The following is a 23,472-nucleotide window of genomic DNA, read 5'->3' as shown; positions in this document are numbered from 1 at the left end:
GCATTCAGCCCGCGCTACAGCCCAGAATATCCACCGCGTGATCGGACCCCAGAACGGTGATCCGGATCTCGGACCGGTCCAGCGCAAAAGGTGCACCTGATGCGTGAATGATTTCCGCTTCGGCCACCAATGTATCCCCCTGCCTCTGAGATACGGGTTGCGAGGCCCAAAGCGAAGGATTGCCGGGCTCGATCACGGCGACTTCTCGACCTCCCGCGGACGGCATCGTCATCCGCGCCTCGATCCGCATCCCATCTTTCGTGGGCGTCAGGTTGCAGGTGGTCTTGGTGACGCGGGCTTCGCGCGCGGAATAGGGCCTTTGCGCCATCGCTGCGGCGATCGCCGGGTTGCGATCAGCTTCGGCGTCCAGCGTGTGGTCGAAATCCAGGCGTTCCGGGATGCAAACGTCTTTGCAAACCCCAAGATCCATCCTGCCTTTCAGACGGACCGGTTTTGCCGGGTTGCGCGGAGTGACCTTGATGGGCAGGACCAACTGGTTTTCATAGCCAATCGATTGCAGGCCATTCTGGTCAAAGACTTCGGGCGAGGGCCAGATGATTTCCACCTGGCCGACATTGCTGGATCGCTTCCAGTCGAACTCGGGCGGGATGCCGGAATCTCCTGGCGCGCGCCAGTAGGTCTTCCAGCCATCCTTGAGCGTCAGTTTCAACGCGGACATATAGGTGCCGTTGGTCGCCCGACCGCCATCCAGAACATCCAGCCGAACCACGTTGTCCAAGTCTTGCGCGGCAACTGGGACGGACAGGCTCAGACACGCGAGCGCGGCGACGGCGGTGGGTTTGATCGGCATCTTCATACCCCATAAATGCGCGTCGATGGCGCGGATTCCAAGTCACGATCCGGTCACCGCGCTGAAATCTGTCGAAATACGGGTTGGTCTCTTGCAAACTGGGGTGCGGCAGGGCCATTGTTGACGTGAACTGACAAAGAGATGACGGCCCATGGACCTGACCGGAAAACTGTTGATTGCGATGCCCGGAATGGGCGATCCGCGATTCGACCATTCGGTGGTGTATATGTGCAGCCATGGCGACGATGGCGCCATGGGATTGATCGTGAACAAGCCTTCGGATCTGCGAATCAAGACGTTGCTGGGGCAACTGAACATCGCCTGCCGTATCCCGGTGATCGGAGAGCGCCTTGTGCATTTCGGTGGCCCGGTCGAGATGTCGCGCGGATTTGTCCTGCACAGCGCCGATTATGAGGCCAATCTGCACTCGATGCATATTTCCGCGGATTTCAGCATGACGGCGACACTGGATGTGCTTGAAGATCTGGCCTCTGGCAGCGGACCACTGAATTCGATGCTGACGCTGGGCTATTCCGGCTGGGGGCCGGGTCAGCTTGAGGACGAAATTGCGATGAACGGCTGGCTGACCACCGAAGCGACGACGAAACTTGTCTTCGACGTGCCTGATGACGAAAAATGGGAAGCTGCCTTGGCGACGCTCGGGGTGGACCCTCTGACGTTGTCCGCCAGCGCAGGCCGGGCCTGATCAGCTGTCGCGCGGCGCAGCGGCGCGGCGCAACCTGTCATTGATTGCAGCTCCCAATCCGGTGTTCGGGATCGGAGATACGGCAATGGGTCGGCCGGTCTCGTTCAATCTGTGAAGGGCTGCAAAAAGGTTCGCGGCCGCCTCGGTCAGACGTCCTTGGACAGACAGGTTCAGATCGCAGTCCACTGGCCCAAAGCCCAGCAGAACCTCATCCCCGTGACGCGCAGTGGCGTTCAGGCGGACCGGGGCGTCGGGCGCATAATGCGACTGCAACTGCCCCGGAGCGGTCAGCAGGTCGCCGGATTGATGCAGGTGCAGGTGCATGTTCAGTACGCTTTCGATCCGGTCCAACGCAACGCCGCCCGGACGCAGCAATGTGGGCTCTCCGGCCAGACCGACAATGGTGGATTCCAGCCCCACCGCACAGGGACCGTCGTCCAGAACAGCCGCGATCCTTCCGCCAAGACCGGACCACACATGAGCCGCCGTCGTGGGGCTGATCTGACCCGAGGGATTAGCCGAAGGGGCCGCGACCGGTCCGTCAAAGTCGGCCAGCAGCGCACGCGCCGTCGGATGCGCAGGTACCCGCACGGCCAGAGTGTCCAGCCCGGCGGTCACCAGCGAAGAAACCCCGTGCCCTTCGCGCAACGGCAAAACCAGGGTCAGAGGACCGGGCCAGAAGGCCTGTGCCAGCTGCTCGGCCAGATCCGACCATTGCACAAAGCGCTGGGCCGCTTCGACCGAGGCGACATGGGCGATCAGCGGGTTGAAGCTGGGCCGTCCCTTGGCCTCGTAAATCGATGCGACGGCCTGTCCGTTGCGGGCGTCGCCGCCAAGGCCATAGACCGTTTCGGTCGGAAAAGCGACCAGAAGACCCTGGCGCAAAAAATCGGCAGCCTGCGCGATGCCGCCGGGATCTGCCGTCAATTCCTGTGTGCCGGATGAGATCATATCTGATGACGCCGCGTTTTGGTTGCCTGGAACTTGAGGTAAGGTACGTAATCGGTTCAGGCCCACACGCTTACCGGCGCTTGCATTTGATTCCAAGCCCGCCGATGCATTCCGATCCGTTAGACCCCGAGAGAAATCATGCCATATCGCGCCCCAATCTCAGATTATCAATTTCTGCTGGACCATGTCGTCGGGTTCGACCAGGTCGCCGCCACCGAGACTTTTGCAGATGCCAGCGCCGATGTCGTCACGGCCATCCTGACCGAAGCGGCCAAGATGAGCGAAGAGGTTCTGGCCCCGTTGCAGCGTGCCGGTGATCTGGAACCGGCGCGGCTTGAGAATGGCGTGCTCCGCAGCTCTCCGGGTTATGCCGATGGCTGGAAGGCGATTGCCGAAGGCGGGTGGATCGGGATCAGCGCTGATCCCCAATTTGGCGGAATGGGCCTGCCGATGGCTGTCACCACTGCCGTGAACGAGATGATGAGCGCCGCTTGCCTGTCGCTGCAACTTGCTCCGCTGATGGCGCAGGGCCAGATCGAGGCGTTGGAACATCACGCCAGCGACGAATTGAAGTCGCTGTATCTGCCCAAAATGATTTCGGGTGAATGGTCTGCTACCATGAACCTGACCGAAGCTCAGGCCGGATCGGATGTGGGCGCGCTGACCTCGAAGGCTGAGCCAAATGGTGATGGCACATACTCGGTGACCGGGCAGAAGATCTTCATCTCCTGGGGCGACAACGACTTTGCTGAAAATGTCTGCCATCTGGTTCTGGCCCGCCTGCCGGACGGTGTGCCCGGCACCAAGGGCATTTCCTTGTTTCTGGTGCCGAAATACATCCCCGATGCGGATGGCAATCCCGGCGTGGCCAACGACCTGAAGGTTGTTTCCGTCGAACACAAGATGGGCCTGCATGGCTCTCCCACCTGCGTGATGCAATATGACGGCGCCAAAGGATGGCTTGTCGGTAAGGAACATGGCGGTATGGCGGCCATGTTCACCATGATGAACAACGCCCGCCTGGGCGTGGGTGGCCAAGGTGTGGGCGTTGCGGAAGGCGCCTATCAGCATGCTTTGGCCTATGCGCTGGAACGCAAGCAGGGCAGGACGCCTTCAGGTAAGATCATCGATCATGCGGATGTGCGTCGCATGATCATGGATATGCGCGCCGATATCTTTGCAGCTCGGGCGATTCTTCTGGCCAACGCGACCGCGATTGACATGGCGAAAGCCACCGGCGACGCCGATTGGGCCGCGCGGGCCGCGTTGTTGACGCCAATCGGCAAGAACTTTGGGGCCCGGACCGGGATACGCGTGGCCGAAACCGGCGTACAGGTGCATGGCGGCATGGGCTTTGTCGAAGAAACAGGTGCGGCGCAATATTCCCGCGATGTTCGCGTGACCGCGATTTACGAGGGAACCGACGGCATTCAGGCCATGGACCTTGTTGCGCGCAAAATGATGGACGGGGGCGAGGCGGCTTCGAACCTTCTGGACGAGATCGAAGAACAGGCCGAACACGCGCGTACGACGATGCCCGATCTGGCCGGTCCAGTGTGGGAGGCAACAGAAACCCTGCGCGAGGCAACCGAATGGTTGGTGGCGCAAGACGACATGAACGACCGATTTGCAGGCGCAACGGCCTATCTTCAGGCGTTTGCCCGGGTTCTTGGCGGGCATTATCACCTGTCCGCGGCTCTGGCTGATCCGGAAGGACCACGGGCCAAATTGGCGCGCTACTACATCAACGCCTTGTTGCCCGAGCATTCCGGGCTTCTGGCGCGGGTGCAAAGCGGCGCGGATGACCTCTTCTCGCTCAGCCCCGATGAGTTGGCGGCGTGATGGACGGGGATCGCGTATCGGGGATCAGATATCCGTGGGCGGAACCGCCCGCGCCGGGTGAAGCCGTCGAGGTTGCCGAGGGTGTACTGTGGATGCGCCTGCCTCTTCCGATGGCGCTGGATCACGTCAATATCTACGCGCTGGACGATGGTGAAGGTTGGACGGTGATTGACACCGGGCTGTCGTCGAACAAGACGCGGCGTATCTGGGAAACCCTGATGGGCGGGCCTTTGAAAGGTAAACCGATCACCCGTGTGGTGGTGACGCATCATCATCCTGACCATGTCGGCAATGCCGGGTGGTTTCAGTCGGAACACGGGGCCGAGCTGGTCACAAGCCGCACCTCATGGCTGTTCGCGCGGATGCTGACGCTGGATGTGCAAGAGACATGGCCGCAGGAAACGCTTGATTTCTATCGCAGCGCCGGCATGGCGCCCGAGGTTCTGAATGCGCGGATGAAGGATCGTCCGTTCAACTTTGCCGACACGGTTTACCCCATGCCGCTGGGCTTTGCGCGGATCAAGCAGGGCGACGTGATCCGAATGGGAGGGCGCGACTGGGATGTGCATATGGGCAATGGCCACGCGCCGGAACACGCCACCTTCTGGAGCCGTGACGACAATCTGGTGTTGAGCGGCGATCAGATTCTCAGCTCGATCAGTCCCAATCTGGGCGTCTATGCCACGGAACCGATGGCCGATCCGGTTTCAGCGTGGCTGGAAGCCTGCGAGCGGTTGCAGACGCTTGCCCGGCCCGATCATCTGGTTCTGGGCGGGCACAAGCTGCCGTTTTCGGGCCTGCCGCTGAGGATGAAACAGCTGATCGACAACCACCACGGCGCGTTGGACCGCCTGTTGAAGCATCTGGATCAACCCAGAGCGGCCGCGGATTGTTTTCTGCCACTGTTCAAACGCACGATCCGCGAAGGCGAATATGGGCTTGCGCTGGTTGAGGCGGTTGCGCATGTGAATCATCTCTACCACATTGGTGCGGTAACCCGGACGCAACGCGCTGACGGGGCATCGCTGTATCAGCGCAAAGGGTAGAAGAATGCAGGACCAGATCGAAACCTCGGCCGAGGCCGCCGAAGCCGCCGCTTTGCCGCGGTGTCACGAGGTGCACGCGGATCCCAATGCCGAATCCGGAACCAAGGACCTGCCCGAGGGGTTGAAGAAGCCTGTTGCCAACAAAAGCCCGGCGCAATGGGCATACGAGCGTCTGATCCTGTATATCCAGAACTTTGAAAAGACTCTGGACGGCGATCACGAAGTCGCCATGGGCTTTACCGGCGGCGATGCCGGCGTCATGCGGATCGAAGGGATGGGGTATTTCGACCCCGACATGATCACTTTTTACGGATCTGACGGAACCGGGGCCCGCACGCAATTGGTGCAGCATGTCAGCCAGTTGAACGTGATGCTGCGCGCCCTGCCCAAATCGGTCGAGGACAAACCCGCCAACCGCATCGGTTTCCGTCTGGCGGCGGATCTGGAAGACAGCTGACTTGCAATTCACGCTTGCGCGCCTTTGAATGACTGCATCAGTCCGGAGGCGCCCACGTGACAAGGTTTTTTCAAGCAGTAACACATGCCTATGCAGGTGCCTGGGAACGGCGCCGGGTCTTTGTGCCAATTTATGTCGCTGTGCGCTTGCTGCTGGTGGCGCTGATCGCGCCGGGTGTGGCTGTGGCTGTCAATCTGGCGGTCTCTCTGTCAAATCAGACCGCTCTGACCGATCAGGACATTGCGATGTTCCTGCTGTCTCCGGCAGGGTTCATCGCGGGTGTTGCTGTGCTCAGTCTGTTTTTGCTGGCTGAGGTTATTGTGTTCGCGGTCATGGCCGGATCCTTGCGCATGGGAGAAAACGACCCCTGGCGTGCAGGCAGTGCGGCACTGGCACTGAACCTGTCCCGCTTTCCGGCGCTGTTCGGATTTGCCGTTCGGTTCATCCTGCGCGTTCTGCTGCTTGCCTTGCCGTTTGTGGCCGTCGCGGGGGTGATCGCATGGTGGACGCTGACGGAATATGACATCAATTATTACCTGACATTCCACCCTCCGGCATTTCAGGTGGCCGTGGTTCTGATCGGGCTTGTCGTTCTTGCGTTGGCATGGGTGTTGATCCGCCGACTGTCGGGATGGGCGTTGGCGTTGCATCTGGTTCTGTTCGAGGGGGCCTCACCACGCGGAGCATTCGCGAAAAGCGAACAAAAGATGGAAGGCAAGCGCGGGAGTTTGAAGATCGAGCTGGCCCTTTGGCTGGGACTGCGGCTTGTGATTGCGGCTTTGATTGCGGCGGTGGCCAGTCTGTTGTTTGCGGTTGTGCCCTTGCAGGAAGGCGGCAGCCTCAGACTGGCATTGATCCTCAGCCTGGTCATTGCGGGGCTTTGGTCCCTGGCGGGGTTGGTTCTGGCGGCCACGGCGCTGGGCGCATTGGCGGTGTTGCTGGACGGTTTCTTTGAAGCTGAGACCAAGGACGTTCCCCATCCAGAACCCCGAAGGATCCGCGTACCGGTTCTTGTGACTGTCGTGGCGGCCTTGGCCGCGTTGGGCGTGGGCTTCTGGCTTGGGCAAAGCTTGCTGGAACGCGTGCAGGCGCCGGATCAAGCCGAGGTTATCGGCCATCGGGGCGCTGCGGCTTTGCGACCTGAAAACACGATGGCCTCGGTCCTGAAAGCGATCGAGGATGGTGCGGACTGGGTTGAGATAGATGTTCAGGAAACGGCGGATGATGTGGTTGTCGTGGCCCATGACAGCGATTTCATGAAATTGGCCGGCGTCAACCTGAAGGTCTGGGATGCGACGATGCAGGATGTTGCTGATATCGACATCGGAAGCTGGTTCGGACCGGAATACGCCGCAGAGCGGACCCCGACCCTGCGAGAGGTTCTGGAAGCGGCCAAGGGCAAGTCGAAGGTTCTTATCGAGCTGAAATATTATGGTCACGACGTCGATCTGGAAAATCGGGTGATCGGCCTTGTCGAAGAGCTTGGGATGCAGAACGACGTTGCCACCATGTCGCTGAAATACCCGGCCGTGCAAAAGATGGAAAAGTTGCGGCCCGACTGGCGCTCTGGTGTGCTGGCGGCCACGGCCATTGGGGATCTGTCGGGGTTGGAAGGTGAATTTGTCGCCGTCAATGCAGGCATGGTGACACCCGGGCTGATCCGCAAAGTGCAGGACGCCGGCAAGGATATCTATGTCTGGACGGTGAATGATCCGTTGCAGATGTCCAGAATGGCCTCGATGGGGGTGGATGGTTTGATTACCGACCGCCCGGCCATGGCCAATGAGGTTTTGCGCATACGCGCTGAAATGGGGCCGGGCGAGAGGCTGTTGCTGTGGCTGGCAACCACCTTTGGATTGCAGGTCGATACAGAGGCGATGCGCGATGAAAGTCCTTAATTTGGCCCTGTTTCTGTCTCTGCTGCCACTGTCGGCATGGGCACAGGATCTGATGCGCGGATTTGAAATGCCGGGCCACCGCGCCCTGATCAAGCAAAGCGAGGGCGCCGAACTGACGCCGTTTGAAACCGATGGCTGTTCAGGCGGGTTGTCAGCCAGTTGGCGCTGGGTGGCAAAGCAATTCCCACAGGTTGGCGCGCTATATCAAGAGCACCCGCCGTGGGAGTATTGCTGCGTCATCCACGACCGGGCATATCACAATGCGGGCGGTGCAGAGACAGCCAACGAAAGCTATGAGGCACGTCTGGCAGCGGATGACGCCTTGCACGCCTGCGTGGTACAGCACGGAGACAGCCATGCCGAAGACTATGCCGACCAGTACGACATGTCGCCTGAACAGATTCGCAGCGTGCACGCGATTACTGCGGATGCAATGTACGGGGCGGTGCGATTCGGTGGCGGGCCATGCAGCGGCTTGCCCTGGCGATGGGGGTTCGGGTATCCCGGTTGTTCGGTTCTCAAGTAACGGCGTCCTGCGCGCGAATGACGTGGTGACAGGCGTTCTGTTTTCCATTATCCAACAGATCAAACACGCGAATTGGGAATCTGAGACTCATGGCTGAACACAAGCACGGCGAAATGGACATCACGGTCCAAACCAAGACATTCAACGGTTTCATCAAAGCCACCACGTGGTGTGTGGTTGCCATTGCCTTCCTGTGCCTGTTCCTGGCGGTTTTCGCCTCCTAATCGTTTCGGGGGCTGACTTGCTCAGGATATTGATTGCCTGCTTGCTGGCAGCGACAGTGGCGGGCTGCGCCAATTCGAACCGTCCACAGGCGGATCGGAACGAAATCGTGTCCCGGTCCTACCGTGATCCGGGGCCAGCGACCCTGACGCTATACACGATGATCAACACACGCACCGGATCGGGAGCGCATACGTCGTTGATGATCTCGGGCAGCGAGCGGGTGATCTTTGACCCTGCCGGTTCGTTCCGGGCGGATGTGGTTCCGGTGAAGGATGATGTGCTTTACGGCATTACCCCGGCGGTCGAACGAGCTTATCGCAGCTCGCACGCGCGCGAGACGCATTATGCCCGCATACAGACCATTCAGGTGAGCCCGCAACAGGCTGAAATCGCCTTGCAACTGGCAAAGCAATCCGGTCCGGTCGCTGGCGCATTCTGTACCAACTCGACTTCTCAACTGTTGAAGCAGGTGCCGGGGTTCGAGCAGATTGATGTGACGTTCTATCCGGTTAACCTCTCGGAACAGTTCGCGCAGATTCCGGGCGTCGTGACCGAAGAATATCGGGAAAATGACGATGCGGATCTGCAAAAGGGGCTGGCGGCAAACAATGCGCGTCTCAACCAGCTCGACGCTGTCTCAACTCAGTAGATAAAGCAGACCATAGAGTGTGGCGGCCCCGGAAAAGATGGCCGCTATCACGTTTTTGCTGATCACTCCGACCGCCAGGGCAATGGCTGCCGCCGACATACGTGGCAGATCAGGCTGCCCTTCGGTGGCAGAGGGCCAAACGACCAGCGGTGCGATCAATGCGGGAAGGATGGCCACCGCTGTATATCGCAGGTGACGCAGCAGCCAAGGCGGCATCGGGCGATCACCCACAAAACCGATAAACACAAAGCGCAGCGCATAGCTGCCGATGGCAAGCCCGATGATAATGGTCCAGATGGTGACGGAATCGGGCTGTGTCATTGTCGCGTCTTTCTGCGTTCGAGGATCAGTTCCGCCTGTGCTCCGGCAACCATTCCAGCGCACCCGGCGATCAACAGACCCAGATTGAACGGGATTACGACGGTCAACAACGATACCGTGATGGCCACAAGGGCCGCGACCACATGTGCAAAGGTCCGCATCATCGGCCCTATCATGGCCAGAAAGGTGATAGGCAGGGCAAAATCCAGCGCCCAGCTTTCCGGTATTTGCGCACCCAGCACCGCGCCTAGATAAGTGCTCAGAATCCAAAGCGGTGTGATCGGCGTGACAGAGCCCACGAAATAGGACATGCGTAGTGGCACTGACAGGTCGGGCTCTTTCTCGAACCGCACGATCGAGCAGGCATAAGATTGATCCACGGTCAGATATGCCGCAAAGGCACGCTGCCACATGGGCGCGGAACCCAGGTAAGGTGTCAGTGATGCGGAATACATCGCCATACGCAGATTCACGGCCAGCGCCGAGATTATGATGATCACGGTCGGGGTGTTGTCTTGCAACAATTGCAACGCCGTGAATTGCGCGGCACCTGCAAAAACGGTCGATGTAAAGGCTATCGTCTGGACAAGGGTCAACCCGGCTTCGGTCGCAAAAACACCAAACAGAAGGCCAAAGGGCACGGCGACGAAGATAAACGGCGTCCCGTCCCGAAAACCTTTCCAGAAGTATGACTTGGATGTGGCAGAGGCCATGGCTAAATCCTATGGTGATTCATGCAGCAGTAACTGTCTTGGGAAGGGGTTGCAATTGGCCACGGAATTCGATCTGTCGGACTATCTTATCGCCCCTGATCCGGGTGCGATGCGCCTGACCCGAGCGGTCGAGGGTGTGGATCAGAACGGTGAAATCAGCCAGATATCCGTGGTCGAGGAACGCCCGCTGACGATCTTCCTCAATTCGCAGGAAATCGTGACGGCGATGACGATTGGCGACTATCCCGAATATCTTGCGCTGGGCTTTCTGCGCAATCAGGGGATGCTGCTGTCGGATGACGAAATCACGCGCGTGGAATATGACGACGATCTTGAAACCGTGATCGTCCGAACCGCGCGCGAAACATCGTATGAGGACAAGCTGAAGAAGAAGACCCGCACCAGCGGGTGTGCCGTGGGTACTGTGTTTGGCGACATGATGGAGGGCCTGGAAGACGTGCAGCTGCCGCAGGTTCAGGTGCGCACCTCCTGGCTGTATGATCTGGCCTCGAAGATCAACCGCACTCCGTCGCTGTACCTCGAAGCCGGAGCGATTCACGGCACGGTCCTGTGCCGTGAAAACCGCCCGCTGGTCTATATGGAGGACGTGGGCCGCCACAACGCCGTCGACAAGATCGCTGGCTGGATGCTGTCAAAAGATGAGTGTGCGGCGGACAAGATCCTCTATACTACTGGTCGTCTGACATCCGAAATGGTGATCAAAACGGCGATGATGGGGATTCCGGTACTGGCTTCCCGCTCGGGCTTCACCGCCTGGGGCGTCGAGATCGCGCGCGAGGTCGGGCTGACGCTGATCGGGCGGATGCGCGGCCAGCGCTTTGTCTGCCTGTCGGGTGAGGATCGTCTGCTGCGCGACGTGGACCCGTCAACCGTTGCTGTCGAAGACAGGAAACACCGCCGGAAAAGTGCAGGATGATTTTGGAAACCCTTAGACTTTTTTTCCTGTTTGTCGTTGCAGTCAGTATCTTGCCGCTGAGCATTCTTGCTGCGCGAAACTACGCACGCAGCAAACGGGCAATCGTAGAGGGCATGGCACGGTTGGACGAAGAAACTCTGGATCGATTGGGATGGGAAGCAAGAGACTATATCGGCACATTTGACCTGTTTGCCCCATTCCGGATGGGATGGGCAGCTTGGGGATTGGCGGTGCAAAAACAAAGCGCCGTGTTGCAACGTACCCTTCTTCAAGGTTTGCCGGACTCAGTTGTATTACCCGACGAGATTCGACGATCACTCCGCAGGTATCGGTGTTGTTTCTGGTCGTTTTTCGCGCCAGTGGCGGTTTTGGTGCTCTTTTTCGCTTTCATTCGCTTGAGCCATGTTTTGGCCGACTTTTCCGGACTTCCTGTGAGCCTGTGTTTCATTTTGCTGGGTGCGGGTAGTGGGGTTTGGATTTTTACACCGCTGGAGAAATTCCGAAAATGGCCGGACATCGAGGATCCATCATGACGAAACCGCTCGGCATCATTCTTGCAGGCGGGCAGGCTACACGTATGGGCGGCGGCGACAAGGGTTTGCTGCAGATCGGGGGGCAGAGCCTGCTATCCCATGTGATTGACCGTTTGTCCCCACAGGTAAGTGGGTTGGCGTTGAACGCGAATGGCGACCCTGAGCGCTTCGCTGATCTGGGCCTGCCCGTCCTGCCTGACACGATCGAAGGGTTTGCCGGGCCTCTGGCCGGTGTGCTGGCCGGGCTCGACTGGGCGGCAGAGCAGGGGGCGGGCTGCATCGTGACAGCTGCCGCGGATACGCCATTTTTCCCGCGCGATCTGGTGGCGCGACTGACGCAAGCTGCGGAAGGGCAGGTACACCCGTTGGTCTTGGCCACCACGCCGCGTTCGGGCGACGAGGCGCTGAAATCCGGTGGCGGCAAGCGGGTCAACCGACACCCGACATTCGGGCTTTGGCCCGTGGCCCTGCGCGATGATCTGCGGGCGGCGCTGATGGACGGGTTGCGCAAGGTGGTGTTGTGGACTGACAAACATGACGGGCGCGAGGCATTGTTCAGCGCCGACCCGTTTGATCCGTTTTTCAACGTCAACACGCCTGAAGATCTGGACCGTGCCCGAAAATTGCTGGAGCAGGCATGAGGGTCTATGGCGTCACGGGCTGGAAGAATGCCGGCAAAACCGGGCTGATGGAACGGCTGGTGGCCGAGATCACCAGCCGGGGCTTTACGGTCTCTACGGTCAAGCACGCGCACCACAGCGTCGATGTGGATCAGCCGGGCACCGACAGTCACCGGCACCGCGTTGCGGGCGCCAGCGAGGTGCTGCTTGCCTCGGGGCAACGTATTGCTTTGATGCAGGAATTGCGGGGCGCGCCTGAACCGCCGCTGGCCGAGCTGCTGGCGCGGCTCTCGCCGGTCGATCTGGTGTTGGTCGAAGGGTTCAAGCGCGAGGACCACCCCAAGATCGAAGCGTATCGCGTTGAGGCGGGCCATGCGCTGATGGCACCTGAAAATGGCACCATCCGCGCGGTGGCCAGCGACACTCCGCTGGATCTGGACCGCCCGGTCTATGATCTGGATGATACTGCCGGGATTGCTGAATTCATCCTGAAAGAGGCCGGTTTGTGAGCCTGTTCCAGACCTTTGCAATGGTGGATTGGTCTGGCGGAAACGACACCGGGCCGACCCCGCGCAAGGATGCGATCTGGGCCTGCATTGTACGAAACGGAAAAGCGCTTGCCCCCGAATATCTGCGCAACAGGCGGATAGCCGAGCAGAGGTTGGATGCTCTGATCCGCGCCGAACTTAAGGCCGGTCGCCGTCTGCTTCTTGGGTTCGATTTTCCTTTTGGATATCCTTGCGGCTTCGCACGGGCGATGACCGGAACGGACGATCCGCTGGCGTTGTGGGATTGGTTCGACCAACAAATCGAGGATTCTCCGAAGGCCAACAACCGCTTTGATCTGGCGGGTCGCATCAACCTTCAGTTTGACGGCCGTGGTCCGTTCTGGATGAACGGATTGCGCCGAGATATTGACGGCCTGCCGCGTACCAAATCGGACTATTCCAACCCGTTCCCGAACCGTCGTGTCGTTGAAACCCTGGCAAAAGGAAGCTTCACCTGCTGGCAGATGGCAGGGGCAGGCGCGGTTGGTGGCCAAGTCATGATGGGGCTGCCGATTCTGAACCGGCTTCGCCACCGGTTTGCCGGGCAAATCTCGGTCTGGCCGTTCGAGCCGCTGGATAAACCTGTTGCCTTCGTGGAAATCTGGCCGTCTTTAACCCTTGGCGCGGCACCGGATGGGCGGATCAAGGATGCCTGGCAGGTTGAACAGGTCGCCTTGACTCTGTCGCGTTTGACAGAGCAGGAGTTGGGTGCGCAATTGAACGTCTCAGCGGCAGAGGAAGGTTGGATATTGGGTGTGCCTCAGGACAAGCCGAACATAGCCCCGCCCCCGTTGCGGAACGATTGCTTCGCGTTGCCCGCCGGGGTCAACTGGACACCGGTGGATGAGGCGCTGGCCTGTTTGCGTGACAGGCTGCACCCGATTACCGCATCTGAGACGATGGCGCTGACCAAGGCATGCGGGCGCGTTCTGGCCGGGGATGTGGTCGCCCGACGTTCGAACCCGCCGCAACCGAATACGGCCGTGGATGGGTACGGTTTTGCCGGTCCCGCCCCTGATGGCCCGCAGATCATGCCGTTGATTGACGGGCGCGCGGCGGCAGGGATCCCGTTCGACGGTGTCGTGCCTGAAGGTCGGGCCTTGCGCGTGCTGACGGGGGCGGCGCTGCCCGCCGGTGTCGACACGGTCATTCTGGAAGAGGATGTCACGGTCAAGGACGGCCACATAGCCTTCCACGGCCCGTTGAAGAAAGGCGCCAACACACGGCACGCGGGAGAAGATGTGACCGCAGGCGATATCGCCCTTCCTGCCGGGCGCAGGCTGACCCCTGCCGATCTTGCGCTGCTGTCTGCCGTGGGGATTGCCGAAGTCAACGTGCGCAAACCGCTTCGCGTGGCCGTGGTCTCTACGGGTGATGAATTGGTCGAAGCCGGAGAGAGCGCTGGTCCGGGTCAGATTTTCGACGCCAATCGCCCGATGCTGCTGTCCTTGATCGAACGTATGGGGTTCGTGCCCGTGGATATGGGGCGTGTTTCGGATGATCAGGACGCCTTGCGGAATAAATTGGATCAGGCCGCGGAACAGGCGGATGTGATTTTGACCAGTGGCGGCGCGTCAGCGGGTGACGAAGACCATGTTTCGGCCCTGTTGCGTCAGGCCGGAGCGATGCAGCACTGGCGCATTGCGTTGAAACCCGGGCGGCCGCTGGCTTTGGGTTTGTGGTCTGGCGTGCCGGTGTTTGGCCTGCCGGGAAATCCGGTTGCCGCCATGGTCTGTACGTTGATCTTCGCGCGTCCGGCCTTGGGGCTGATGTCCGGTGAAGGCTGGACTGAACCGCAAGGTTTCGAAGTGCCTGCCGCCTTTGAAAAGCGCAAGAAGCCCGGTCGCCGGGAATATCTGCGCGCCCGAATGCGGGATGGGCGGGCCGAGGTCTTCCACTCGGAAGGATCAGGCCGGATCAGTGGCCTCAGCTGGGCTGAAGGGTTGGTCGAAATCGAGGACGGTGCGCGTCATGTCAAACCGGGCGATATGGTCCGGTTCCTTCCGTATGGAAGTTTCGGGTTGTGACGGTCACGATTTCAAGAGGGTTCGCCGATCAGGAACGCGCGCAAGCGGCGGCACTGTTCTGGCAGGCATTTGCGGCCAAGCTGGGCAAAGTCATGGGGCCGGACGAAAAAGGATTGGCTTTCTTTGAACTCGCATTGAACCCGGATTTCGCGCTGGTTGCACGGGATGAAACGGGCCGGATGCTGGGTCTAGCAGGTTTCAAGACACGTGACGGCTCTTTTGCGGGGGGCAATATGTCTGATCTGGCGCAGGTCTATGGTTGGTTCGGGGCGACCTGGCGCGCCTTGGTTCTGAGCGTGCTGGAGCGCGAACTGAAACCGGGCGTGTTCCAGATGGATGGCATTTTTGTCGCTGCCGAGGCGCGCGGCAAAGGAGTGGGCACGGCATTGCTGAATGCCATCAAGTCCGAGGCCCGCAACCGCAACATGTCAGAGGTTCAGCTTGATGTCATCGACACAAACCCCCGCGCCCGCAGCCTTTACGAGCGCGAGGGATTCCAGCCTGTGGGTCAAGAAAAAACCGGGCCGCTGAAGTATCTGTTCAATTTCAGCAGCGCGACCAAAATGTCGTGGATAGTCGGGCCGGATTAATCAAACGTGCCCGCCACGCGACCCAGCAACATGAATGCGCGGGCCGTTCGGGTTTCACCCAGTTCACTCAGTTCCGCATCGCTTGCCGTGGGTTCGAACTCGGCCATCATCTTGTCAAACCGGCGCAGGAAATGGTGCGCGGCGTCGCGGAAAATCGGATCCTGTTTCATCCGGGCTGCCGTCAGCGCAAGTGAGGATCTGTCGCGTACGCCGCCCAGCGCCGCCACGGCGCGCCCGCGTGTACCTTGGGCGAACTGGCGCCAGATTTCTGGCCGGGCCTTGTCGGGCCGCAGGTCATCCATGTAGATGCCTTCCTGGCTGAGCAGCGTCAGAACATCCTGCGAAGCTTGCACAAGCTGTGCCGTCTTGCGGTCCTTCAATGCAACACGCAGCGCATTGAACCCCTCAGTGTCATCCTGCGTTTCGGGGAAGTTCAGGGCGCGGATGAATACCTCGGTACTCAGCGGCGGTGTGATCTCTTCCGCAGGTGTGCCCAGTTCCAACGAGGTCTGGTCGCCCTGAGAGGAACTCTGCGTGGCCGTAGCAGAGCGCGCCGTGCGTTTGGTCGAGAACGTCGCCAAGGCGTCTTCGGTTTTCCGTGTGGCCGCAGCGATTTCATCCAGCTTTTTGGTCACCGCAGGTTCATAGGTGCTGGAGGCGCGCTGCTGCTGCGCCACATAGGTCTGCCGGATCGCGTCGATTGCCGTTTGCAACCGCGCACTTTCCTCTCGCATCACTCGGCTGGCGCGCATCGCGGTGGCCGCAACCCAGATCATCGCCACGGGCATGAACACGGCCAGAAAGGCGACGACAAAGCCGCCGTTCTGCCCCTGACCGGGCAGCACGAGAAAGACGACCGACACCACCAGCCAGATTAGGCTGAGCACCAGTGCGGCAATCTCGATTTCGGTGACAGCCGGAGTCTTCGGGCGATCATAGATGCCCAGCGACGTCGGCTTTTCGGTTTCCGGGTCAGGTTTTGGCCCCGACATTACATGCGCTCCGGTCAGGCGTACTCGATACTCAGAATTTCGTAAGAGCGCACGCCGCCGGGTGTGCGCACTTCGACACTGTCCCCTTCATCTTTGCCGATCAGGGCGCGGGCGATGGGGGATTTGATGTTCAGCAGGCCGTTTTCGATATTGGCCTCGTATTCACCGACGATCTGCCAGGTCTTTTCTTCCTCGGTATCTTCGTCGACCAATGTGACTTTTGCGCCAAACTTGACCGCACCCGACAATTTTGCCGGATCGATGACATCGGCCAGCGACAGAATACCTTCCAGTTCTTTGATGCGACCTTCGATGAAGCCCTGTTTTTCACGGGCAGAATGATATTCGGCGTTTTCCTTCAGGTCGCCCAGCTCGCGCGCCGAGGCGATGGCTTCGATGATCGCCGGGCGTTCAACGGATTTGAGGTTCTTCAGCTCAGCCTCGAGCGCGGCATTGCCCGCAGGCGTCATCGGGATCTTTTCCATACTCTCTACGTCCACGCATAAATTGAGTCGCCCCGCCGCACAGGAGCGTCGGGGCGAATGTTAGATTGGCAGTTACCTGACCCAAATGCCACGTGAATTGCAAGAGGTGACAGCGTCAGCAGCGATCAATTCGCGACTTCGCGCCGTTTTGATTTGGGGTGGGGCCTGTGCCGATGATCGGGATGCCGCGACCTGCGCCAACGCTGCGATGGGGTGCAAAGCCAAATCATCTCAATCATATTGCACCACTTCGAACTCGATCCCGTTGTCATCGCGAAAATAGAACCGGCGCCCTGGTTCGTAATCGGCATGGTTGTGGGGCTCGAATCCTGCCTTGCGAACCTTGTCTTCGGTGGCATCGATGTCTTCGACCAGAACACCCACGTGGTTCAGCCCGCCGATCACATCATAGCTGCTTTCATCCGACTGCTTCGGGTCGTCAGGTTTGTACAGTGCCAGATACGTATGGGCCGAGCCGACATGCACGGTGTACCCGCCGGCAATTGCGGGGCCTTCCCAACGGGTTTTCCAGCCAAATACCTTTTGCATCCAATCGGCCGAGGCCTTCGGGTCGCGGACAGTGAAGTTGGTGTGTTCAAGCGTCGCCATCATGGGATCTCCTGTGTTTTTTGGCTTGTCCCGACTCAGCGTAATTTCTAAACCTAACTTTAGGTCAAGGAATTTTTCATGAGGGTTTGATGGCGGCATCAGAGGGGCTGGCGATTGGCGCATTGGCCCGGCGCACAGGTCTGGCCGTGTCGGCCATCCGGTATTACGAAGCGCAGGGTCTGATTTCGCCCTGGCGCAACGCGGGCGGACAGCGGCGCTATCAGCGGGCCGATATTCGGCGGCTGAGCTTTGTCATGATTGCGCAGCAGTTCGGCCTGACCCTGCCTGAAATCCGGCAGGTGCTGTCGGGCCTGCCCGGAAACCGCACGCCGACGCCTCAGGACTGGAAGGCGATCAGCGTACGGCTGAGGGCCCATCTGGATCAGCGAATCGACACCCTGACTCGATTGCGCGACAATCTGGATGGCTGCATCGGATGCGGGTGTCTGAGCCTGCCGAAATGCGCGCTCTACAACCCCGATGACCGGGCAAAATCGCATGGTAGCGGTCCCAGGTACCTGATGGGGGATGCACCAGAGGGATGATGTGTCGAATAGCGCCCTTGTTACGCCGTGTTTCGATTGACCAATGTCTTTCCGACCATGTAATCAGCCGTGAAACAAAATTGCGCAGATCATGCGGTGACAGCGCCAAATCGGAAAGTTAGCTAAGGAGCCCGCGATGGCCGAGATTGAACGCGAAGCGATGGAATACGATGTGGTGATCGTGGGTGCAGGTCCTGCGGGCCTGTCGGCGGCCATCCGTCTGAAACAGCTGGATGCCGACCTGAACGTTGTCGTTCTGGAAAAAGGCTCCGAGGTTGGCGCGCATATCCTGTCGGGCGCGGTTCTTGATCCCTGTGGTCTGGACGCGCTGATCCCGGATTGGAAAGAAAAAGGCGCGCCGCTGAATGTGCCCGTGAAGGACGACAAGTTCTACATGCTGGGTGAAGCGGGCCAGGTCCGTATCCCGAACTTCCCGATGCCGCCGCTGATGCACAATCACGGCAACTACATCGTTTCGATGGGCAATGTGTGCCGCTGGATGGCGGAACAGGCCGAAGAACTGGGTGTCGAGATCTTTCCGGGCATGGCGTGCTCGGAAATGGTCTATGGCGACAATGGCGAAGTCAAAGGCGTGGTAGCAGGCGTTTTTGGCCTTGAGGCAGACGGTTCCTATGGCCCCAACACCGAACCGGGGATGGAGCTGCACGGCAAATATGTCTTCCTGTCAGAAGGTGTGCGCGGGTCGCTGTCCAAGGAAGTGATCGCCAAATACGACCTGTCTGCCGGCAAAGAGCCGCAGAAATACGGTGTCGGCATGAAAGAGATCTGGGAGATCGACCCTGCCAAGCACAAGGAAGGCAGCGTGACGCACACGATGGGCTGGCCTTTGGGCAGCAACGCGGGCGGTGGATCCTTCATCTATCACCTTGAGAACAATCAGGTTTACGTCGGTTTCGTGGTGCACCTGAATTACAAGAACCCGCATCTGTACCCCTACATGGAGTTCCAGCGTTTCAAGCACCATCCGATGGTGGCTGATCTGCTGAAAGGCGGCAAGCGCGTCGCTTACGGCGCTCGTGCGATTACGGAAGGCGGCTATCAGTCGATGCCGAAACTGGTCGCGCCGGGCGTGGCGCTGTTGGGCTGTTCGGCGGGCATGGTCAACGTGCCGCGCATCAAAGGCAACCACAACGCGATGCTGTCGGGCAAAGCTGCGGCCGAGGCTGCTTTCGAAGCGATCAAGGCAGAGCGTTCGGGCGATGAGCTGACGGCTTACGAGACCGAAGTTCGTAATGGCGCGATTGGTTCTGACCTGAAGAAGGTTCGCAATGTCAAGCCGATGTGGTCGAAATGGGGGCTGACCGCCAGTCTGATGTTAGGCGGTCTGGACATGTGGACCAACACGTTTGGCTTTTCGCTGTTCGGCACGTTGGGCCATGGCAAGAACGACGCGGAATCGACCGAGGATGCCAGCAAGCACCAGCCAATCGATTACCCAAAGCCGGATGGAACGCTGTCTTTCGATCGTCTGACGAATGTCTCGTTCGCAGCGACAAACCACGAGGAAAGCCAGCCCTGCCACCTGCGTCTGGCCGATCCCGAGATCCCCGTGAAGGTCAACCTGCCCAAATACGACGAGCCGGCGCAGCGGTATTGCCCTGCGGGTGTGTATGAAGTGGTCGAGGATGAGGGCGGCCCGCGATTCGTCATCAACTTCCAGAACTGCGTTCACTGCAAAACCTGCGACATCAAGGATCCCAGCCAGAACATCACCTGGACCACACCGCAGGGCGGCGACGGTCCGAACTATCCGAACATGTAAGCAAAAAACGGGCAATGGCGGCGCTGTGAAGGCTCTGCCATTGCCTCTTCCCTGCCGAAGCCCTAGCTTACCCCTCAGTCAACGATAGCAAGGCAGGATTTCGGTGTTTTCCCTGGTTCGTCGCGCGGCTTTGTCCGTGCTGTTCATGTCGTCGGTCGCATTTCCGGCCTTTTCGGAAACGGGTGCCGGGTCTTATCTGGCCGGGCGGCAGGCGATTTACGAAAACGACTATTCTGCCGCTGAAAGATATTACGCTCAGGCCCTCAGGTTTGATCCCCAAAATGCGCTGTTGCAGGAAAGCGTTGTCGTTGCACGCATCGCTTTGGGGGAAGTGGCGCGCGCGCTGCCGATCGCCCAGCAGATCGAAGAAGCCAACCTGCCCAGCCAGGCTGCGCGTATGGTGATTTCGGCCAATCTGATCGCCGATGGGAAATTTGACGACCTGCTGGCCCGGGACCCTGAAACACAGGGAGTTGGCCCCCTTGTTGACGGCCTGATGATCGCCTGGGCCCATCTGGGGCAGGGTGAGATGACCAAGGCGATGGAACAGTTCGATTCTGTCGCCACACAGGATGGCCTCAGGGAATTTGCGCTTTACCACAAGGCGATGGCATTGGCGTCTATCGGTGATTTCGAAGGCGCCGAGGCGATACTTGCCGACAATGATGGAACGGTTGCCCGGTTCTCTCGTCGTGCCGCCTTGGCCCGCACCGAGATTCTGTCGCAGCTGGATCGCAACGAAGACGCCATTCAGTTTTTGGACGATGTGTTTGTAGCGGGCAGTGACCCGACCATCGAGGCGTATTTGAGCCAGTTGACGGCGGGTGAAACACTGCCGTTCACCCATGTCAGATCCGCTCAGGACGGTATGGCCGAGATTTTTTTCACCGTCGGTGCCGCATTGAACAGCGAAGCTTCGGCCGATTACGTTCTGCTGTACGCACGCTTGGCCAGTTTCCTGCGCCCCGATCATGTGGATGCCATTTTGCTGAGCGCGGATCTGCTGGACAACTTGCAGCAATATGATCTGGCGGTTGAGGCATACCGCCTGGTCCCGGCGGACAGCAACGATCACCATGCGGCCGAATTGGGCCGGGCCGAAGTTCTGGACCGTTCGGGAAAAACCGATGCGGCCGTCGAGGTGTTGCAGAACCTGGCTGCGCAAGATCCTGATTTTCCGGGTGTGCATGTCGCTTTGGCAGACTTGCAGCGCCGACAGGAAAACTATGCCGCTGCCGTGGCCTCTTATGACACTGCGATCGCGCTGACGGATAGCGCGGCGGGTGGGAATTGGTTCCTGCATTATGCTCGTGGAATCAGTCATGAAAGGCTGAAGCAATGGGACCAGGCCGAAGCTGATTTCCGTCGGGCGCTGGAACTGAACCCGGATCAGCCTCAGGTTCTGAATTACCTGGGGTATTCGCTGGTTGAGCGCAAAGAAAAGCTGGATGAAGCACTGGATATGATCGAGCGCGCAGTAGCTGCGCGTCCGGACAGTGGCTATATCGTGGACAGTCTGGGCTGGGTACTTTTCCGTTTGGGGCGTTACGATGAGGCCGTCGAACACATGGAACGTGCGGTTGAGCTGATGCCGGTGGATCCGGTGGTCAACGATCATCTGGGTGACGTCTACTGGGCTGTCGGCCGCGCGCGCGAGGCCGAGTTTCAGTGGAGCCGCGCCTTGTCCTTCATCGACCCGGAAGACACGGACGGCGAAGCCGATCCGGATCGAATCCGGCGCAAGATCGAAGTCGGGCTGGATGCCGTTCTGGCCGAAGAAGGTTCGGAGCCACTGAAAGTCGCCAATGGAAATTAAGGCGTTTGCGCCCGCCAAGATCAACCTGACCCTTCATGTGACTGGCCGTCGAGACGACGGCTATCACCTTTTGGATTCGTTGGTTGTATTCGCCGATCTGGGTGATCGGCTGACATTCACCCCCGGCCCCGAATTGTCCATGGACGTTCGCGGCGAGTTTGCCGGCGGAGTCCCCACGGACAGCCGAAACCTGGTCTGGAGGGCGGCAGAAGCTGTCGGTTGGACCGGTCATATCCAACTGACCAAGTCTCTGCCCCATGGGGCGGGCATTGGCGGAGGGTCGTCTGATGCTGCGGCCACGCTTGGGGCCCTGGCAGATCAGGGCCACGACCTCCCGCAGGGCCTGCCGTTGTCATTGGGGGCGGATGTCCCCGTCTGCCTGGAAGGTCGGGCGATCAGAATGCAGGGCATTGGCGATCGTTTGACGGCGGTGAACCTTCCGCACCTGCCCGCCCTTTTGGTCAACCCGAATGTACAGGTGCCCACCGGTGCCGTTTTCAACGCGCTGGCGTCCAGAGACAACCCGCCAATGCCTGAAAGCACACCTGAGTTTGAAAGTGCCGATGAGTGCGCCCAGTGGCTGCGCAATCAACGCAACGATCTGCAAGTGCCCGCCATGAACGTCGCAGCTGAGATCGATCAGGTGTTGGACGAGTTGACGATGACCAATCGCGCGCTCGTGGTGCGCATGTCAGGGTCAGGATCAACCTGTTTTGCGCTCTATCCGACGATGAAAGACGCGCATTTCGCGGCCTATGAGATCGGCGCAGCCCATCCTGATTGGTGGTGCCGCGCCACGCAGCTCAATTGAGACGTGAAACCACGTAATCGGCCAATTCGCGCAACAGGCTGCGAATCTCATGATCCGGCAGTACCTCCAGCGACGCCTTGGCTTTGTTGGCCCAGCCCAAAGCGTCTTGCCGGGTTTCTTCCAGCGTGGCGTATTTGTTCATCAGACCCAGCGCCTGATCCAGATCCCCATCTTGTTGGCGGCCCTTTTCGATCGTGCGCTCCCAGAAGGCGCGTTCTTCCGGCGTGGATTGCGCCACGGCTTTGATGACGGGCAGGGTCAGTTTCCGTTCACGGAAGTCATCGCCAACATTTTTTCCGGTCGCTTTGCTGTCGCCCTGATAATCCAGCAGGTCATCGGCAATCTGGAACGCGATGCCCAGTGAATCGCCATAGTCGAAAAGCGCTTTGACCTGCTCTTCCGAGGCACCTGCGATCACGCCGCCCACTTCGGTCGCGGCTGAAAACAATGCAGCCGTCTTGCCGCGTACGACCTGAAGATAAACGTTTTCATCCGTGCGCAGATCGGTTGCGGCCGTCATTTGCAGCACTTCGCCTTCGGCAATGGTTGCAGAGGCATTGGCCAGGATATCCAGAACACGCAGCGAGCCCGTTTCCACCATCAGCTGGAAACTGCGTGAAAACAGGTAATCGCCAACCAGAACGCTGGATTTGTTGTCCCAAAGCAGATTGGCGGTCGGGCGGCCCCGTCGCTGTGCGCTTTCATCCACGACGTCGTCATGCAGCAGGGTGGCGGTGTGAATGAACTCGACCGTCGCAGCAAGGCGCACATGGTGGTCGCCGGAATAGCCAAACAGGCGTGCTGCGGCCAGTGTCAGCATCGGGCGCAGGCGTTTTCCACCTGCTTCGACCAGATGCCGCGTCACTTCCGGGATGCGTGGCGCATGGTCCGATGCCATCCGCGTGCGGATCAGCCCGTTCACGGCTTCCATCTCGCCCGCCAGAATTTCAGCCAGACGCTCATGCGGTTTTGAGATCATGTCGACGGTCATCACACTCCTGATACAAGGCTCGACTTTCGCCTCGCCTTGC

Annotated in this window: 26 protein-coding genes; 18 read left to right on the top strand and 8 right to left on the bottom strand. The window is 59.6% G+C overall.

Going from position 1 to position 23,472, the window contains the following annotated elements:
• Nucleotides 1–4 precede the first annotated feature (4 nt).
• Complete coding sequence (locus GOW60_RS14530; RefSeq protein ID WP_371813366.1) at nt 5–817, bottom strand: protein-disulfide reductase DsbD domain-containing protein; 813 nt, start codon at nt 815–817, stop codon at nt 5–7.
• 145 nt (nt 818–962) lie between these two features.
• On the opposite strand from GOW60_RS14530, the gene GOW60_RS14525 reads away from it, so the two are divergent.
• Nucleotides 963–1,517, top strand: coding sequence for a YqgE/AlgH family protein (locus tag GOW60_RS14525; protein ID WP_152456781.1), 555 nt, complete (start codon nt 963–965; stop codon nt 1,515–1,517).
• Here the strand turns inward: GOW60_RS14525 and GOW60_RS14520 are convergent, their stop codons facing one another.
• Entirely contained in the window at nt 1,518–2,468 is a 951-nt protein-coding gene (locus GOW60_RS14520) for an L-threonylcarbamoyladenylate synthase (RefSeq protein WP_171229819.1), read from the bottom strand.
• Nucleotides 2,469–2,606: 138 nt separating this feature from the next.
• Between GOW60_RS14520 and GOW60_RS14515 the strand changes: the two genes are divergently transcribed.
• The 7 genes from GOW60_RS14515 to GOW60_RS14485 all read left to right on the top strand — a co-directional run bounded on the left by GOW60_RS14515 (nt 2,607) and on the right by GOW60_RS14485 (nt 9,111).
• A complete protein-coding gene (locus GOW60_RS14515) occupies nt 2,607–4,310 on the top strand; it encodes an acyl-CoA dehydrogenase (RefSeq protein WP_152456783.1) in 1,704 nt (567 codons plus the stop codon).
• A complete protein-coding gene (locus GOW60_RS14510; RefSeq protein WP_171229818.1) occupies nt 4,310–5,356 on the top strand; it encodes an MBL fold metallo-hydrolase in 1,047 nt (348 codons plus the stop codon). The genes GOW60_RS14515 and GOW60_RS14510 overlap by 1 nt, the downstream gene beginning before the upstream one ends.
• Before the next feature lie 4 nt (nt 5,357–5,360).
• Complete coding sequence (locus GOW60_RS14505; protein ID WP_171229817.1) at nt 5,361–5,813, top strand: DUF6173 family protein; 453 nt, start codon at nt 5,361–5,363, stop codon at nt 5,811–5,813.
• 56 nt (nt 5,814–5,869) lie between these two features.
• Nucleotides 5,870–7,711 carry a glycerophosphodiester phosphodiesterase gene (locus GOW60_RS14500; RefSeq protein WP_171229816.1) on the top strand — a complete coding sequence of 614 codons (1,842 nt, stop codon included), beginning with the start codon at nt 5,870–5,872 and terminating at the stop codon, nt 7,709–7,711.
• The gene (locus GOW60_RS14495) at nt 7,698–8,237 is read left to right on the top strand and encodes a hypothetical protein (RefSeq protein ID WP_171229815.1); all 540 of its coding nucleotides are present in this window, start codon (nt 7,698–7,700) and stop codon (nt 8,235–8,237) included. The genes GOW60_RS14500 and GOW60_RS14495 overlap by 14 nt, the downstream gene beginning before the upstream one ends.
• Nucleotides 8,238–8,326: 89 nt before the next feature.
• Complete coding sequence (locus GOW60_RS14490; RefSeq protein WP_050604020.1) at nt 8,327–8,461, top strand: aa3-type cytochrome c oxidase subunit IV; 135 nt, start codon at nt 8,327–8,329, stop codon at nt 8,459–8,461.
• Nucleotides 8,462–8,478: 17 nt separating this feature from the next.
• Nucleotides 8,479–9,111: a hypothetical protein gene (locus GOW60_RS14485; protein ID WP_171206074.1), complete on the top strand. Its 633-nt coding sequence runs from the start codon at nt 8,479–8,481 to the stop codon at nt 9,109–9,111.
• Here the strand turns inward: GOW60_RS14485 and GOW60_RS14480 are convergent.
• Complete coding sequence (locus GOW60_RS14480; protein WP_171229814.1) at nt 9,100–9,432, bottom strand: AzlD domain-containing protein; 333 nt, start codon at nt 9,430–9,432, stop codon at nt 9,100–9,102. The two genes, GOW60_RS14485 and GOW60_RS14480, sit on opposite strands and share 12 nt — an antisense overlap.
• Entirely contained in the window at nt 9,429–10,145 is a 717-nt protein-coding gene (locus GOW60_RS14475; RefSeq protein WP_171229813.1) for an AzlC family ABC transporter permease, read from the bottom strand. The genes GOW60_RS14480 and GOW60_RS14475 overlap by 4 nt, the downstream gene beginning before the upstream one ends.
• 49 nt (nt 10,146–10,194) lie before the next feature.
• Between GOW60_RS14475 and GOW60_RS14470 the strand changes: the two genes are divergently transcribed.
• The 6 genes from GOW60_RS14470 to GOW60_RS14445 are packed head-to-tail and all read left to right on the top strand — an operon-like array spanning nt 10,195 to nt 15,400.
• Nucleotides 10,195–11,082, top strand: coding sequence for a formate dehydrogenase accessory sulfurtransferase FdhD (locus GOW60_RS14470; protein WP_171229891.1), 888 nt, complete (start codon nt 10,195–10,197; stop codon nt 11,080–11,082).
• Nucleotides 11,079–11,615: a hypothetical protein gene (locus GOW60_RS14465; RefSeq protein WP_171229812.1), complete on the top strand. Its 537-nt coding sequence runs from the start codon at nt 11,079–11,081 to the stop codon at nt 11,613–11,615. The genes GOW60_RS14470 and GOW60_RS14465 overlap by 4 nt, the downstream gene beginning before the upstream one ends.
• Complete coding sequence (gene mobA, locus GOW60_RS14460) at nt 11,612–12,256, top strand: molybdenum cofactor guanylyltransferase MobA (protein ID WP_171229811.1); 645 nt, start codon at nt 11,612–11,614, stop codon at nt 12,254–12,256. The genes GOW60_RS14465 and mobA overlap by 4 nt, the downstream gene beginning before the upstream one ends.
• On the top strand, nt 12,253–12,744 hold the full coding sequence (gene mobB / locus GOW60_RS14455) for a molybdopterin-guanine dinucleotide biosynthesis protein B (RefSeq protein WP_171229810.1): 492 nt from the start codon (nt 12,253–12,255) through the stop codon (nt 12,742–12,744). Before mobA ends, mobB begins: the two co-directional genes overlap by 4 nt.
• A 20-nt stretch (nt 12,745–12,764) precedes the next feature.
• Complete coding sequence (gene glp, locus GOW60_RS14450; RefSeq protein WP_171229890.1) at nt 12,765–14,810, top strand: gephyrin-like molybdotransferase Glp; 2,046 nt, start codon at nt 12,765–12,767, stop codon at nt 14,808–14,810.
• Complete coding sequence (locus GOW60_RS14445) at nt 14,807–15,400, top strand: GNAT family N-acetyltransferase (protein ID WP_254705337.1); 594 nt, start codon at nt 14,807–14,809, stop codon at nt 15,398–15,400. The genes glp and GOW60_RS14445 overlap by 4 nt, the downstream gene beginning before the upstream one ends.
• Here the strand turns inward: GOW60_RS14445 and GOW60_RS14440 are convergent.
• The 3 genes from GOW60_RS14440 to GOW60_RS14430 form a co-directional block, all read right to left on the bottom strand.
• Nucleotides 15,397–16,392, bottom strand: a complete 996-nt coding sequence (locus GOW60_RS14440; protein WP_171229809.1) for a hypothetical protein — start codon at nt 16,390–16,392, stop codon at nt 15,397–15,399. The two genes, GOW60_RS14445 and GOW60_RS14440, sit on opposite strands and share 4 nt — an antisense overlap.
• 14 nt (nt 16,393–16,406) lie before the next feature.
• Complete coding sequence (greA, locus tag GOW60_RS14435; RefSeq protein ID WP_152456794.1) at nt 16,407–16,877, bottom strand: transcription elongation factor GreA; 471 nt, start codon at nt 16,875–16,877, stop codon at nt 16,407–16,409.
• Between the two features lie 231 nt (nt 16,878–17,108).
• On the bottom strand, nt 17,109–17,489 hold the full coding sequence (locus GOW60_RS14430; protein ID WP_171206067.1) for a VOC family protein: 381 nt from the start codon (nt 17,487–17,489) through the stop codon (nt 17,109–17,111).
• Between the two features lie 86 nt (nt 17,490–17,575).
• On the opposite strand from GOW60_RS14430, the gene soxR reads away from it, so the two are divergent.
• The 4 genes from soxR to GOW60_RS14410 all read left to right on the top strand — a co-directional run bounded on the left by soxR (nt 17,576) and on the right by GOW60_RS14410 (nt 22,441).
• Entirely contained in the window at nt 17,576–18,031 is a 456-nt protein-coding gene (soxR, locus tag GOW60_RS14425; RefSeq protein WP_171229808.1) for a redox-sensitive transcriptional activator SoxR, read from the top strand.
• 136 nt (nt 18,032–18,167) lie between these two features.
• Complete coding sequence (locus tag GOW60_RS14420) at nt 18,168–19,814, top strand: electron transfer flavoprotein-ubiquinone oxidoreductase (protein WP_152456797.1); 1,647 nt, start codon at nt 18,168–18,170, stop codon at nt 19,812–19,814.
• Nucleotides 19,815–19,959: 145 nt separating this feature from the next.
• On the top strand, nt 19,960–21,630 hold the full coding sequence (locus GOW60_RS14415; RefSeq protein WP_171229889.1) for a tetratricopeptide repeat protein: 1,671 nt from the start codon (nt 19,960–19,962) through the stop codon (nt 21,628–21,630).
• Entirely contained in the window at nt 21,620–22,441 is an 822-nt protein-coding gene (locus tag GOW60_RS14410) for a 4-(cytidine 5'-diphospho)-2-C-methyl-D-erythritol kinase (protein ID WP_171229807.1), read from the top strand. Before GOW60_RS14415 ends, GOW60_RS14410 begins: the two co-directional genes overlap by 11 nt.
• On the opposite strand, the gene GOW60_RS14405 is transcribed toward GOW60_RS14410, so the two are convergent.
• Nucleotides 22,434–23,432: a polyprenyl synthetase family protein gene (locus GOW60_RS14405; RefSeq protein WP_171171195.1), complete on the bottom strand. Its 999-nt coding sequence runs from the start codon at nt 23,430–23,432 to the stop codon at nt 22,434–22,436. The genes GOW60_RS14410 and GOW60_RS14405 overlap by 8 nt on opposite strands.
• Between the last annotated feature and the right edge of the window lie 40 nt (nt 23,433–23,472).

It is taken from the genome of Ruegeria sp. HKCCA4008 (assembly GCF_013033125.1).
Lineage (GTDB): Bacteria > Pseudomonadota > Alphaproteobacteria > Rhodobacterales > Rhodobacteraceae > Ruegeria.
This window is presented reverse-complemented; position numbering and strand designations above follow the sequence as displayed.